8 protein-coding genes and 5 pseudogenes are annotated in these 13,724 nt (G+C 68.8%); 6 read left to right on the forward strand and 7 right to left on the reverse strand.

Going from position 1 to position 13,724, the window contains the following annotated elements; translation table 11 throughout:
• Positions 1-45: 45 nt before the first annotated feature.
• Positions 46-654 (reverse strand): annotated as a pseudogene (locus tag ACZ7EG_RS25775) (pyridoxamine 5'-phosphate oxidase family protein); the annotation flags it as partial.
• A 419-nt stretch (positions 655-1,073) separates the two neighbouring features.
• Here ACZ7EG_RS25775 and ACZ7EG_RS25780 point away from each other — a divergent pair.
• Positions 1,074-1,473 (forward strand): annotated as a pseudogene (locus ACZ7EG_RS25780) (TetR family transcriptional regulator); the annotation flags it as partial.
• 253 nt (positions 1,474-1,726) lie between these two features.
• Here the strand turns inward: ACZ7EG_RS25780 and ACZ7EG_RS25785 are convergent.
• Positions 1,727-2,224 carry a hypothetical protein gene (locus tag ACZ7EG_RS25785; RefSeq protein WP_471083357.1) on the reverse strand — a complete coding sequence of 166 codons (498 nt, stop codon included), beginning with the start codon at positions 2,222-2,224 and terminating at the stop codon, positions 1,727-1,729.
• Between the two features lie 281 nt (positions 2,225-2,505).
• Complete coding sequence (locus ACZ7EG_RS25790) at positions 2,506-3,816, reverse strand: MFS transporter (RefSeq protein ID WP_471083360.1); 1,311 nt, start codon at positions 3,814-3,816, stop codon at positions 2,506-2,508.
• Positions 3,817-3,887: 71 nt separating this feature from the next.
• On the opposite strand from ACZ7EG_RS25790, the gene ACZ7EG_RS25795 reads away from it, so the two are divergent.
• Positions 3,888-4,871 carry a GlxA family transcriptional regulator gene (locus ACZ7EG_RS25795; protein WP_471083362.1) on the forward strand — a complete coding sequence of 328 codons (984 nt, stop codon included), beginning with the start codon at positions 3,888-3,890 and terminating at the stop codon, positions 4,869-4,871.
• Between the two features lie 66 nt (positions 4,872-4,937).
• Here the strand turns inward: ACZ7EG_RS25795 and rph are convergent, their stop codons facing one another.
• Positions 4,938-7,547, reverse strand: a complete 2,610-nt coding sequence (gene rph / locus ACZ7EG_RS25800) for a rifamycin-inactivating phosphotransferase (protein WP_471083958.1) — start codon at positions 7,545-7,547, stop codon at positions 4,938-4,940.
• Between the two features lie 312 nt (positions 7,548-7,859).
• Here rph and ACZ7EG_RS25805 point away from each other — a divergent pair.
• Positions 7,860-8,042, forward strand: a pseudogene (locus ACZ7EG_RS25805) (ATP-binding cassette domain-containing protein); the annotation flags it as partial.
• A 309-nt stretch (positions 8,043-8,351) separates the two neighbouring features.
• On the opposite strand, the pseudogene ACZ7EG_RS25810 reads toward ACZ7EG_RS25805, so the two are convergent.
• The 3 genes and pseudogenes from ACZ7EG_RS25810 to msrA all read right to left on the reverse strand — a co-directional run bounded on the left by ACZ7EG_RS25810 (position 8,352) and on the right by msrA (position 9,524).
• Positions 8,352-8,544 (reverse strand): annotated as a pseudogene (locus tag ACZ7EG_RS25810) (hypothetical protein).
• A 102-nt stretch (positions 8,545-8,646) separates the two neighbouring features.
• Positions 8,647-8,763: pseudogene (locus ACZ7EG_RS25815) on the reverse strand (aldehyde dehydrogenase family protein); the annotation flags it as partial.
• 251 nt (positions 8,764-9,014) lie between these two features.
• Entirely contained in the window at positions 9,015-9,524 is a 510-nt protein-coding gene (msrA, locus tag ACZ7EG_RS25820) for a peptide-methionine (S)-S-oxide reductase MsrA (RefSeq protein ID WP_471083365.1), read from the reverse strand.
• Positions 9,525-9,783: 259 nt separating this feature from the next.
• Between msrA and ACZ7EG_RS25825 the strand changes: the two genes are divergently transcribed.
• From ACZ7EG_RS25825 to ACZ7EG_RS25835, 3 genes are all read left to right on the forward strand, one after another.
• Positions 9,784-10,272 carry a TetR/AcrR family transcriptional regulator gene (locus tag ACZ7EG_RS25825; RefSeq protein ID WP_471083368.1) on the forward strand — a complete coding sequence of 163 codons (489 nt, stop codon included), beginning with the start codon at positions 9,784-9,786 and terminating at the stop codon, positions 10,270-10,272.
• Between the two features lie 315 nt (positions 10,273-10,587).
• A complete protein-coding gene (locus ACZ7EG_RS25830; protein ID WP_471083371.1) occupies positions 10,588-11,112 on the forward strand; it encodes a hypothetical protein in 525 nt (174 codons plus the stop codon).
• A 397-nt stretch (positions 11,113-11,509) separates the two neighbouring features.
• The gene (locus ACZ7EG_RS25835) at positions 11,510-13,639 is read left to right on the forward strand and encodes a hypothetical protein (protein ID WP_471083374.1); all 2,130 of its coding nucleotides are present in this window, start codon (positions 11,510-11,512) and stop codon (positions 13,637-13,639) included.
• Positions 13,640-13,724: the final 85 nt, after the last annotated feature.

Below are 13,724 nucleotides of genomic sequence, written 5' to 3' on the forward strand. Positions count from 1 at the left end.
AGCGCGCGTGTCGGTGACCGGCCGGCGCGTGGATCACCGCACGGCCTGATTGCGTCGCGCCTCCGCCGCCTTGAAGTAGTCACCGCCTTTGCGCTTGACGTCATCCGTGCCCCAGGCCCGTTCCCCGTCGGCGGTGGTGGTGCCGTCCTGCGGGGCATGCGGCCGCAGCGGTGCTCTGACAAGCCTGGGTATGTGCTTCGAGCAGTGGATGTAAGCCTCTTCGACCTCGACTTCGACCCACATCTGGGGGCGGCGGCCGGGCAGTGGATCGACGGGCAGGTCGGGATGGATCCGGCGCATCGACTCATCGGGGACCAGTCGGGCCCGGCCGTTGACGTGCAAGCCGATGCGATCCTCGGAGAAGTCGATCATCAGGAGGCCGACGTGCGGGTTCTCCCGGATGTTGCCGAGCGAGGCCATGACGCCGTTCCCCCGGTACTCCGGGTAGGCGAGGGTCGTGTCATCGAGTATGTGGAGAAAGCCGGGCGGCCCGGCGCGGAACGTGCTGTCGCACTCGCCCTGCCCGTCCGAAGTGGCGAGGAAGAACATCTCCTGGCGGGCGACGAACTCCCTCATCCTGGAGTTGAGCCGGTCCAGTACCTGTTCGTCGTAGAAGCGGTCAGCGCGGCTGGTGGTACCCAACTCGCCCTGGATCTGGTGCTCTCCGTGACTTCCGGGCCGGTCCGCCCGCTGATCCTGGTGCAACGGTCCTCCTGACAGGCGAACCAACGCCTGTGTCCGAGCCCCGCACCGGTGGTCCCTCGGCGCAGGTGACTCTGCCGATCCCCTCGGAGGCCGAAGAGTGCTGACCGGCCACGCACATGAGGGTAGAGCAGGCGCTTGCACCGTCCGGCGTGCCCCCGGCCGTCGCGCGCTCAAGCGGCCGACGTTCCAGGATCCATCCTACTGTTACGGGGGTCTGGGCGGCCTTCGCCGGTCGCGGCCGACCCTCCTCGCCCGCCGCACTCGCCTCCGAGCGCCTCACCGGCGGCACCTACCCTGAACGCTTACGGCGGCTTCGAGGTCGGCGGCGCAGCCAAGGAGAACCAGGCCACCCGCCACCGCGCCCCCAGATCGCCGAGGCGCTCTCCCCCGAGCACGTGGTCCGCGAGCTCGACGCGATCGATGTGTCCCAGGCGCTGCCCGATCGGCTCGCGGAGGCGGCCGACGCGCTGCAGGCACACATGGCCAGGATGGGCGCGGTCATGGGCTCACCGGGCCATCGCGGCGGCAAGCACCCCCGGCACGGTGCGCGGCGCGGGCCGTGCCGAGTCGACGACCGGTATCCGCGCGGCTCTCGTGGCGCTCCTGGAGCCCGACAGGGCCGCCCTGCGCCGGCCACCGGAGCTGATCGCGGCCCTCTTCTTCGGGCTGCTCTTCACCCAGCCGCGTACCGATGACGAGCCCGACCTGACCCCGCGGGAGCTGGTGGAGGTGTTCCTGAACGGGGCGCTGACGGGCAGCACCGACTGAGCGCACGGCGAAGGCGCGCGGAAGTTACGGCCCTGGGCTCAGAGGGTCGATGGTTACTTTTCGTGCGAGTCTCCGGGAGCCTCCCCCGCCTTACGTCCCCAAAGGGCCGTCAACCTGGTGAGAATGCTTCGCAGGGCCCGCAGTGTGGTCTTCTTGGAACGGTGGCTCAGTTCACCAAACAGGTCGCGCGCAATGGCGAGGACTGCCGCTCCTACGACGGGTGCCAAGGCGACCCACGAAATCCAGTCGTCCATCAGCGCGTCGACTCCCTCTCGCACAGGTACGTAGTTCGGCCGGCACTCACCAGGGTGATGCCCAGAATGATCAGCGACTGAGTGCCTACCCGGCTCTCGCTCACGCCCTCTCCGCTGGACGTCGCGGCCAGATATGTGGTGAAGGCCAGTACAAGGACGTTTACAAGGCCCCAGAAATTCAAAGCCTCGCTGCGCGCTCGGTCATAGGACTGGACAAGGGCGTTGGCGGCCAAGCCCATGGAGACGACAAACAAGTCGGCTCTGGCGGCCAGCACGAGGAGGCCGGGACTTTGATAGTCGGTTCTTTGCATTCCACTGATGTGCTGACCCAGGGTTGGGATCACAGCGAAGAAGACCGCCAAAAGGAACCATGTGCGCAGTTTTCGTAATGCGCGCACACGCCCGGCTCTTCCTGCTGCCGCACCGCCGTTTTCCCTCGACGGATCCTCTGTTGTGGATCTCTCTTGTAGACCGGTGTTCGGATTGGGGACGCTCACGGTGGATTCGGCCTCTCCATCCCCTGGCGGCTGTGCAGAGGCAGTTGTCATTCATGTCTCCGGTGGTGGCCGTCGGATGAACCACCACTTGTAGCGCATGCGAGCAGCCTCAGGTGTTGCTTGCACGAGAATCACCGGCTGTCAGTCCCACCGCCGCGCGGCCCGTTGCGAGGCCCCGCGGCAACTGCGCCGGGGAACTCGCCCCGACACGGAACGGCCCGATGAGGTGGGCGGGTTGAAGGGTTTGCCTGGGCAGGTGCGAACTGTGCTCTCTGTCGCCGTCACAGCGGCGTGGCCGATGTGGCGTATGCCTTCTGGTCGGCGTCGGCAGAGGTGGTGGGGTGGTGACGAATGGCCAGGGCCAGCAGGGCTGCGGCCGCGCAGGCCGCACCCAGGGCGAGCCACACGGGGTTGTAGCTGCCGAACGTGTCGCGGGCGACGCCTCCGAGGAAGGCGGCCGACGCGGCGCCGACCTGGTGTGCCGCGTTGGTCCAGCCGAAGACGATGGCACTGTCCTCTCCGTAGAAGGTCCGGCACAGGGCGATGACGGGTGGCACGGTCGCCAGATCGAGCAGGCCGAAGGCGACCACGAAGACCAGCATGGGCGCGCTGACCGTGGCGGTCAGCGTCAGCGGCAGACTGACCATGAGCAGGCCCCGCAGGAGGAAGTAGACGGCGAGGAGCCGACGGGCGTCCATGCGGTCGGTGAGCCATCCGGAGGCGATCGTGCCGACCACGTTGAAGATGCCGATGAATGCCAGCAGGGTCGAGGCTGTGGTGACAGGCATGCCGTGGTCGTGGGCAGCAGGGGTGAAGTGGGTCCACATGATGCCGTTGGTGGATGCGCCGCAGATGGCGAATGTGCCGGCGAGCAGCCAGAAAGGGACGGTCCGGGCGGCGCGGCTCAGCACGGTCAGGGTGCGGCGGGCGGCGCCGGGGACAGGCTCGGGCCGCGGGATGAAGATGTCACTGCCGTAGGGGCGCCGTCCCAGATCGGCGGGATGATCGCGCAGTACGAGGTGGACCAGCGGGCTGATCGCCACGGCTGCGAGGGCGAGAGTGACGAGGGCGGGCCGCCAGTCGTAGCGGTCGATGGCCCATGACAGGGCAGGCAGGAAGACCATCTGGCCGAGGACGCTGCCGGAGGAGAGGATGCCCGTCACCAGGCCGCGACGGGTCGTGAACCAGCGGTTGGTGACGGTGGTGCCAAGGGTCATCGACAGTGACCCGGTGCCCAGGCCGACGAGCAGGCCCCAGAACAGAGTGAACTGCCATGCGGTGTTCATCGCGGTGGTGAGCATCGCTCCCGCGGCCACGGTCCCGAGTGCGGCGATGACGACTCGGCGGATGCCGAACCGGTCCATCAGAGCGGCGGCATAGGGAGCCGTGAGTCCGTACAGGACCATGTTGACCGAGGCGGCCAGGCCGATGGAACTCCGGGACCAGTGGAACTCCTGGCGCAGTGGGTCCTGCAGAAGGCCCGGCATGGTGGAGAAGGCGCCGGCGACGATGATCGCCACCCCGGCGACGGCTGCTACCCACCAGGCGCGACGCCCGGAATCCTCGGTGTGATGGCGGGTTGTCTCTTGCATGCCCTCATCGTTGAATGCGGCGGACACCCGAAACCACTGGCCGTTTGGACACGTAGTGAAAGAATCTGGTCATGATGGTCAGTGATGAAGGGGTGCACACGGTCGCTGTCCTGGTTCGTTCCGGGTTGCTGCCCATGGAACTCGGGATCGTGCACCGGCTGTTCGGCACTGCGGTGGATGCCACCGGCAGGCCGCTGTATTCGGTGGTGACGTGCGCGGCGGAGCCCGGTGAGATCTCCACGGAGGCCGACTTCACCATCAACGTGCCGCTGGGACCGCGGGCACTGCGCCAGGCGGACACGGTCATCGTGCCCGCCGCCGTCGAGGACTACCGTCCCCAACGGCGGGGTCAGTTGAGTCCGGCGGTACGAGCCGCCCTTGAGGAAGTGCCGGAATCAGCGCGTCTGGCTTCCATCTGCACCGGGTCGTTCGTGCTGGCGGCGGCCGGGTATCTCGCGGGTCGCCGGGCGACAACGCACTGGAAGTCCTGCCCGGAACTCGCAGCCCTGTACCCGGAGATCGAGGTGGACCCCGATGTGCTGTACACCGACGACCGACGCGTCCTGACCTCCGCGGGGGTCGCTGCCGGGATCGATCTGTGCCTGCACATGATCCGCAGCGACCACGGCGCCGACATCGCCAACACCGTCGCCCGCGGCACGGTGGTCCCTCCGCACCGCGAAGGCGGCCAGGCCCAGTACATCGACCGTCCCGTACCGGAGTCCGACGACAGCTCCATCGCCGAGGTCCGTGCCTGGGCTCTGGAGCACCTCGGTGAGCCCCTCGCCCTGGAGGATCTGGCGGGGCGGGCGGCGACGAGCGTACGCACACTGTCGCGCAGGTTCCGTAAGGAGACCGGGGTGCCTCCGATGCAGTGGCTCGGGCAGCAGCGCCTGCAGTACGCCCGCAGACTGCTGGAGCGTACGGACGAGCCCGTGGACCGCATCGCGGCCGAGGCCGGCTTCGGCACGGGCACCGCGATGCGCCAGCACTTCCGTGAAGCGCTGGGCGTGTCACCGCGCGCGTACCGCAACACCTTCCGTGGTGGGAGGTGAGGATCCTCCAGGGCAACAGCCGGCCGGTAGCCACGCAGCAGCGGCTCGCGCTGTTCGGTGGTGCTGTCAGGACAAGATCTCGACGTAGCCGTCGCTTCCGTGTACCCGGATCCGCTGTCCGTCCCGGATCAGCCGGGTGGCCTGGTCCACGCCCACGACAGCCGGCAAGCCGTACTCGCGTGCGATCACCGCGCCATGGGTCATCAGGCCGCCCACCTCCGTCACCAGGCCCGCGATCCCGACGAACAGGGGTGACCAACTGGGGTCCGTGAAGGCCGTGACCAGGATGTCGCCCGCCTCGAGATCGGCTTGCGCCATGTCGAGGATGACACGGGCCCGCCCCTCGATGGTCCCTCCGGAAACCGGCAGGCCGACCAGGGCACCGGCCGGCACGTCGTCGCGCCGGTACGCCCCGTTGACGGTCTCGCCTTCCGATGTGAGGACCCGGGGCGGTGTGAGCGCCTGGTACGTCCGGAAGGCTTCCTTGCGCTGCCGGATGAGCCGGTCGTCCACGTGGTTCGAACGGACGACGTCGTGGAGTTCCCGGAACGTGAGGTAGAAGATGTCCTCCTGGTCGGCGAGCACCTCGGCCTGCACGAGACGGTCGGCTTCCTCCAGCAGGGCTTGCTTGTAGACGAAGTAGCGGCTGACGATGTCGTACTTCGGGTACTCGCGGTACCCGATGAAGGTTCGGACCCGGTCGATCATCCGCTTGGTCTCGTCGGCTTTGCTCTCCCCCTCGGGCAGGGCACGCAGGCGTGAGAGTACGTCCTGTTCCTTCCTCCACGCCTCCTGCCTGCCCTGCTCGAAGCGCCGTCGAGCGGCGCCCGGTTCGAAGTTCCTGACGTTGTCGAGGATCGCGGGCACGAGGATGCCGGGGCGCTCGCGCCAACGGGGCCTCGTGATGTCGATCTCTCCGGCACAGCGCATGCCGTACCGGTCGAGGTAGGCCTCGATGGCGTCGCGCGCTTCGGTGCCGCCCGCCAGCTTCGGCAACTCTTCCAGGAAGCTGTCGTCTCCGGCGTTCTGCAGGAACGCGACGACCTGCGCATGGGGGCGGATCGCGTCCGCGACGTCGAGCAGCGCCAGTCCCATCTCGGACGTGACGTTGTCGGGGGCGGACAACGTGAGGGTGTCAGCCGCGTTCTTCTCCCCCAGCCATTCGCGGAGCTTGTCGTTGAGCCACCACGTGGCCTCCATCCCTGCCATGATCGCCTGGATGCTCAGCGGATTGCTGAGCACTCGCTTGTGCTCCTCGAAGGCCTCCCGCAGGAAGTCGAAGAGGGCAGGTCCGGTCTTCGTACCGATGTCGCGCCGCAGGGCGGCGATCGACGCCTGGCTGCGCTCGATCAGCCCGGCGACGACGGCCGGATCGGTCTCGATCGGGGTGGCCGCGCCACCGGCCCGGGGTCCGCCGGGAGCCGGGTCCGGGTCCGGGTCCGGGAGCGAGGGGACGAAGTCGGCGCGGTCGAGGACGGTTTCCAGCGCGTCCCTGGTCAGAGGATCGCCCCTCCCCACGAGGTCCAGAAGACCGGCCCGGCTCGCGGCCGAGGACAGGGCCCTGGTGGCGTCGACGAACAGCCTGCCGCCGGCGTCGGTCATCCGGGCCATGGCCGTCAGCTTCCACACGGAGAGCCCCAGGGGCTTCATGGGGTCGGTCATCATCTGCTGATGGCCGACGGAGACGTAGACGTGGTTGTCCTGATCGTCGGTCTCGGGGATGGGGAAGAGCGTCGTGATCGGCCGGCTCTGAACCAACTGGAAGCCGTCGTCGACGAGGCACCATTCGATGTCCTGCGGGCGGCCGAAGTGCTCCTCGATCCGCTGCCCGAGCCGCACGAGCTGCACGACCTGCGCATCCGTCAACGCCGGCTGCCGCTGCCGCTGGGCGTCGACCGTCACCTGCTGCGTGCCGCCGTCCGGCAGAGCGTGCACCGCACGCTGTTTGGCGGCGATCGCCCGCTCGACGACCTCGCCGTGGCGCACCTTGTAGACGTCCGGGTTCACCAGGCCGGAGACCAGGGCCTCGCCGAGCCCGAAGCCCGCGTCCACGGTGGCGACCTTCCGGTTGCCCGTGACGGGGTCGGCCGTGAACAGGATGCCGGACGCATGGGGGAAGACCATCCGCTGCACGACCACGGCCATGTCGACCACGCGGTGGTCGATGCCGTTTCGGTGACGGTAGGTCACGGCCCGCTCGGTGAAGAGCGAGGCCCAGCACCGGCTGACATGCCGGAGAACCGCCGTCGGCCCCACGACGTTGAGGTACGTGTCCTGCTGGCCGGCGAAGGAGGCCGTCGGCAGGTCCTCGGCCGTCGCGCTGGATCGGACAGCGCAGGCGACTTGCTCACCGAGTCGGGCGACGGCCCGGTTGATCTCTGCCGCGAGATCGTCCGGGACGGCGATCTCTTCGATGGTCCGGCGGATCTGCGCGCTGAGAGTGCCGATCGCCTCCCGATCATCCGGGTTCGAGCGCGCCAGCTGGTCCAGCAGACCCTCGATCGCCGGCGATTGCGCCATGATTCGCCGGAAGGCGTCCGTCGTGACGCAGAAGCCGTCCGGCACACTGATGCCCTCGATCCGCGCAAGCGCGCCCAGGTGGGCACCCTTGCCGCCGACGACCGCGCCATGTGTCTCGTCGACGTCGTGGAGATCCAGCACGTACCGCTCGGTCATCGCGATACCTCCTGCTCTGCCGAACCCCTGGTCGAGCACGTCCCAATCTCCGACACACGCACCTCGTGTCCCCGTTTCCGCAGGTAGTGGCTTCGGTCGATGATTCTGCGTCAGAATCCGGGCCTTGCCGCAAGCCCCCCGGTGCGCTATAACTTGGGAGAGGCAAGGAGAGATCTCCTTGCCTTCGTGCTTTTTCGGGCCCCGCTGCAACCTGTCCGTTTCCGGCGCAGCGGTTGTCACGCCGCGAGTGACGTCGACCTTGTATCGAGGAGTCACAGACGTGGTGGGTGACGACGACACCTCCGGGTGAGATTCGACGACCTGTTCTTCAGCCTCGCGTCCGGCCGTACCGGCCTGGTCGCCCCGAACGGTGCCGGCAAGAGCACGCTGCTCAAACTGATCGCCGGTGACCTCAAGCCCGTAAGCGACTCGTCGGTCGACGGAACGCCGGGCCACCTCCCGCAGCCCCTCCCCCTGACCGGCGGCCTCTTCGTCATGGCAGGGCCGGGAGCTGCGCCCGGAACCGGATCATGAGTGAGGCGCGAGGACTGGGCGGCGAGCGGGGGCGATCGCGCTGTGCTGGGTCGGCACCGCCTGAAGCGGTGATGCCTCGCAGAGGTGCTACTTCCAGGAGGCGACCGCAGTGCTCAGGTGATGCTCCGGACCGCAGTGCTCAGGTGATGCTCCGGACCGTCACGGCAGCCGGGCGGCACTGTAGGCGCCCGTGTCTCAGCCGGTGCGCCGGGTTTTGATGAGCGGCGCGTCCCGCGACAACTCCCTGCAGACACCGGGCTGGGCCCGGACCTACAGGCCCAGGTCGAGCGCGAGACACGAGTAGTACTTCCACGAGCCCTCGGGGGGGGTAGGCGTTCACCCCACCACCCGGCGCGACCTCCACCTCTTCGGCCATGTCGGCGAAGCGGATGGGCTCGGGCAGCTTGCCGTACCGGGCCTGTCGTGCCGCTGATGCGGTGTCCCTCGTCGGTTCCCCGTCCATGACCGATCTCCCCTTCGGGATCACCCTGCCGCCTCGGACGAACAACAGCATGCCCTTCCATGCGTCACCGACCAAGACGGTGACGCAGTTCCTGTGAGTGGGTCAGACCGTGATGGTCCTGTACTCGGTGTACGTCCCGAGGCCCACCGCGCCGTACTCGCGCCCGATACCGCTGGCCTTGAAGCCGCTGAACGGGCCGTCGAAGCCGACCGTCCGACCGATCGCGGGGCGAGCCGACGGCGAGGGGCTCCGGACTGCCGGGCTCCACCCAGGCCCCTCCGATGAACAGCCGGTCGTACGTGATCACGCCCTGTTCGCCCTTCGGGAGAGCGGGAGCACCGGCGCCGCCCACCGTTGTTATCTGTCATTTCAATGGAGCACTTGCATGGAGCAAAGCCACATGCATGCGCCATAAACGACGCGTGGCCGGGAAGGGCGTCGCCCTTCCCGGCCACGCCGGATGTGCAGGATCAACCGCGCCTGGGCAGCCGCCAGTTCGGGCGCGGGAAGTGGCAGGTGTACCCCTCCGGGTAGCGCTGGAGGTAGTCCTGGTGCTCGGGCTCGGCCTCCCAGAACGCGCCGGCCGGCACGACCTCGGTCACCACCGGGCCCGGCCACAGGCCGGACGCCTCGACATCGGCGATGGTGTCCAGCGCGACGCGCTGCTGCTCGTCGTCGAGGTAGAAGATGGCGGACCGGTAGCTCTCACCGATGTCGTTGCCCTGCCGGTTCCGGGTGGTCGGGTCGTGGATCTGAAAGAAGAACTCCAGGATCGCGCGGTAGTCGGTGGCGGTCGGGTCGAACACGATCTCGATCGACTCCGCGTGCCTGCCGTGATCACGATAGGTGGCGTGGGGCTTGTCGTTGTCGCCGCTGTAGCCGACCCGGGTGCGGATCACTCCGGGAAGCGACCGGATCAGCTCCTGCATGCCCCAGAAGCAGCCACCCGCCAGCAGCGCCCTCTCCTCGACATCACTCATGGCGCATCACCTTTCTTGCCCGTATTCGTCCACACTCGATGCAATCACCATCTTGGCAGGTGACGAGCCTGGCTGTCACGGCCGGCTCCTCCCGCGCCTCATGGGCCTGACCTGACGCATCCATGTGGCAGTAGAGGGATCGAGATACACATGAGAGAGGCGTTAAGCACCTCAGGCTCCACGAGGAACGGCCTGGACTCGGTGCGTGAGAGCTGACGCAGCACGCAATCTCTAAGCAGTTCTGACGACCGGAGCGCGCATGCTCGCCGCGGACCCGGGCGCGAGCATCGCGAACATCGCCACCGAGGCGGGCGTGGACCGGCGCACCGTCTACCGGCACTTCGCCTCCCGGGACGAGCTCCTGGCCGCGATCTACGCGTCCCGCCTCGCGGCCGTCGAGCACGCCATCGCGGACGCCCGGCTGCACGAGGCCCCGGTCACCGTCGCCTTGCACCGCTATGTCGAGCACATCATCGCCGTCAACCGCACCTGGCCGGTCGACCTCGCCCGTATGCTCGCCGATGACAGCGTCCGCGCCCGTCGGGACGCCAGTGTGCGCGAGGTCGACGCCTTTCTCGAACGCGCAACGGACGAGGGGCTCCTGCGCCCCGGCCTCCTCCAGGGGTGGGCGAGCGCTCTGCTGCCCCAGCTCATGCGCCTCGTGTCCCGGCAGATGCCCGACCTGAGCCCCGCACAGGCGGCGGACGTCGTGGTCGACACACTGCTGCGCGGCCTCGGAGCGTCCTGACGGACTTCGCCGGCGGCGCGCAGGCCGGAAACCGGCCTGTGGCCGAGAATCTCAGGGCGAGCCCGGGAGAGAGAGCATCCCGGTGGATCCGATATGCGCCAATGTCATCTCCTCGCGCCGGGAGAGCCACCCGCCGCGTCCGGCCCGCACAGCCGCCCCGGCAAGCACCGACTGCCTGGGACAGCGCAAGGTCCGTCACGTCTTCATGTTTTCCACACGACTCCCCCACGTCATGAACACTTCCGGCCGAGTGGCGAGCCGCACCTTCCCGAGGGGGCAGACGGTGTGCCCGGCCCCTGCCTAGCCTCCCAGGCCATGCGATCACCCCTGATGAGACGTTTCGGCCTCGGCGCCGTCCTCGCCCTCGCCCTCGCCGTGTTCGGCCTGGCCCCCAGCGCGAGTGCGGCGGCCGCGCCGGCGGAGCTGACCTTCACCACCGACAGCGCCACCACCACGCCCGGCGGCTCGGTCAAGCTGTCGATGACCCTCACCAACAACAACACCTACGACGTCTGGTTCGTGTACCAGACGATCGAGCCGACATGGCTGACCACGCAGCGCCCCGACCTCAAGTACAGCTTCTCCGGGTGCAGCCTGACCACCACGAGCGGCCCCGCCCCCTGCTCCGGCACCGGCCCGGCCAACCTCGGCGGCAACTACGGCGCCACCATCCCGCCCGGTCAGAGCCGCACGGTCACCCTGACCCTGGACGTCGCCGCCGACTCCGGTTGCAACGGCAACATCGGCTTCTACTCGTACTTCTACGCCGAGTTCAGCGACTCCACGAACGTCAGCGGAGGGCCGGTCTACACGCCCGTGACCCGAGTGCTCTGCTCCTGACGCTCCGTCCGGGGAGCAGGCGGCCGTGACCTGAAAGTTCCCCGTCCGGGCGCCTGTGCCGGTCTGGACCACTGGCACTCCGACCGGCGGGTCCCACCGGCCCGCCGGTGCTCCACACGAGGCCCGGACCAGCACGCCGGGCCCTCGCGCCCATCAGGTCCGGCCTCACCCGGCAGCACGGAACGGCTCGATTCGCTTCCGGAACCACTCCGTTCGACACCTGCGCTTTTCCGTCATGTTCCGCAACGTGACCGCGAAATCTCCACACAGACATCACTATGTGACGCGAACGGATGCGTGACGAACTGGCTTCTGAGGGGGACGCCGGCGGCGCGCAAGGGGGTGTCCGCTCCACAGGAGCCGTGCTCACCCCTGCCCGGGGAGGGGACCTCACCGCATGAAGCGGACCTTTCGTACCACCGTGCTCACGGTGAGTGCGGTCATCGCCGCGCTGGGCCTGCCGGCCGGTGCGGCGCACGCCGACACCACGCCCCGCATCGACCTGCGGGTGCTGGTGGTGAGCGACGGCGGCCCGTCGACCGATGCGATAGCCGCCGAACTGGCGGCGGCCGGAACGCCGTACACCCGGATCGACCTCACACAGGCCGGCCGGGCCGTGATCGACGCCGGCTTCCTCGCGGACACCGTCGACGGCAGGCCGCGCGCCAAGTTCCAGGCCGTGGTGCTGCCCAACGACAACCCGTTCCCGGCCGGCTCCGCCGAGATGGCGGCACTCGCGGCGTACGAGCAGAAGTACGACGTTCCCCAGGTCGACGCCTACACCTACGCGCGTCCCGAAGCCGGTCTGCAGTACCCGGTCCACGGGGGCTACTCCGGCAGCATGGACGGCAAGCGCGCGGAGGTGACCGCCGCCGGCAGATCCGGCCCCTTCGGCTACCTCGACGGGGCGGTGCCCTTCGAGGACAACGACCCGGCCATCGGAGAGAGTTACGCCTACCTGTCCAAGCCGGTGGTGGGGGCCGACTTCACCCCGTACGTCGAGGCGGCGATCCCCGGGCAGACGGCCAAGGGCACGCTGGTGGGCGAGTACCGGCACGACGGGCGGCGCGAGCTGGTCGTCACCTTCGTCTACAACCAGTACCAGCAGCAGTTCCGGCTTCTGGCCCGCGGCATCGTGGAGTGGATGACCGGCGGGGTGCACCTGGGCGCCTCACGGAACTACTTCTCCGTCCACGTGGACGACGTGTTCGCCGCCGACGACCGCTGGAACAGCCAGCTCAACTGCACCCCGGGCGACGTCGACTGTGAGGACCCCGACGCGACGCCCGACCCGATCCGGATGACGCCCGCCGACGTCGATCACGCCGTCGACTGGCAGAACGACAAGAACTTCACCCTCGACTTCGCCTACAACGGCGCCGGCAGCGCCGACCACCGCGAGGACAACAACGGTGCCGACGCTCTCGCCGACCGGCTGATCGCACGGCGGGGCGAGTTCCGCTGGATCAACCACACCTACTCGCACCCGTTCCTCGGCTGTGTGCAGGACACCACCGTGGTGCCGTGGAAGTGCGCGACCAACGCCGACGGCAGCACCCGCTGGATGAGCCGCAACGACATCTCCGACGAGATCGCCACCAACCGTGTCTGGGGCGAGAGAGCCGGACTGCCGCTGGTGAAGGACGAGTTGGTCACCGGCGAACACTCGGGCATGAAGGTGCTGCCGCAGCAGCCCGAGGACAACCCCAACCTGGCGCTCGCCCTCGACGACAACGACATCGCCTGGCTCGGCTCCGACAACTCCCGTGAGCCCGCCCAGCGTCGGGTCGGTCCGGCCACGACCGTGCCCCGCTACCCGATGAACGTCTTCTACAACGCCGGCCGGGCGCCCGAGCAGGTCGACGAGTACAACTGGATCTACACCAGCCGCGCCCAGGGCGGCAGCGGCATCTGCGAGGACAACCCGGCCACCACCACCTGTCTGCCGGCGCCGCTGGCCCCCGCCACCGGCTACGCCGACCACATCGTCCCGCTGGAGACCCGGATCGCCCTCGGGCACGTCCTGGCCAACGACCCCAAGCCGCACTTCATCCACCAGTCGAACCTGGCCGAGGACCGCATCGCCTACCCCGTGCTCGACGGCGTCCTGGACGGCTACAAGGCACTGTTCGCCGAGAACACGCCCGTGGTGAACCCGCGGATGCAGGACATCGGCGTCGAACTGAGGCGCCGGGCCGACTGGCAGGCCGCAGTCCGGGCCGGGGAGATCACGGCCTACCGCATCGGCACCACGGTGACCGTCGACGCGCCGAACGGGCTGACGGTCACCGCGACCCTGCCCACCGGCACCACGCTCGCCGGGGCCGAGTTCGGCGAGGCGTACGCCGGGGCCGTGTCCGGATGGACGCCCGCCACGGGTACGCCGCTCGCCCTCACCCTGCCGGCGTCCGCCACAGCGTCGGCCGCCGACGCCGGAGCCGAGCCCGCCCCGGCCACCGGCACCGCACCGCGAACCCGTGTCCCCGCGGGCGTCACCGACCCCGTGGGTCACACCGCAGACGGCTGAACGGCGCATCCATCCCAGACCGACCGAAGGTCCTGGCCGCACCGTAGCGGCCAGGACCGGCCCGAACCACCCCACTCCTCGGCCG

This window comes from Streptomyces sp. NPDC037100 (assembly GCF_055606225.1).

Bases quoted from the DNA above. Each gene is read 5' to 3' on its own strand.
- ACZ7EG_RS25830 (WP_471083371.1), top strand. From the start codon at position 10,588: ATGCGATCACCCCTGATGAGACGTTTCGGCCTCGGCGCCGTCCTCGCC.
- ACZ7EG_RS25835 (WP_471083374.1), top strand. From the start codon at position 11,510: ATGAAGCGGACCTTTCGTACCACCGTGCTCACGGTGAGTGCGGTCATC.
- msrA (WP_471083365.1), bottom strand. From the start codon at position 9,524: ATGAGTGATGTCGAGGAGAGGGCGCTGCTGGCGGGTGGCTGCTTCTGG.
- rph (WP_471083958.1), bottom strand. From the start codon at position 7,547: ATGACCGAGCGGTACGTGCTGGATCTCCACGACGTCGACGAGACACAT.
- ACZ7EG_RS25790 (WP_471083360.1), bottom strand. From the start codon at position 3,816: ATGCAAGAGACAACCCGCCATCACACCGAGGATTCCGGGCGTCGCGCC.
- ACZ7EG_RS25795 (WP_471083362.1), top strand. From the start codon at position 3,888: ATGATGGTCAGTGATGAAGGGGTGCACACGGTCGCTGTCCTGGTTCGT.
- ACZ7EG_RS25825 (WP_471083368.1), top strand. From the start codon at position 9,784: ATGCTCGCCGCGGACCCGGGCGCGAGCATCGCGAACATCGCCACCGAG.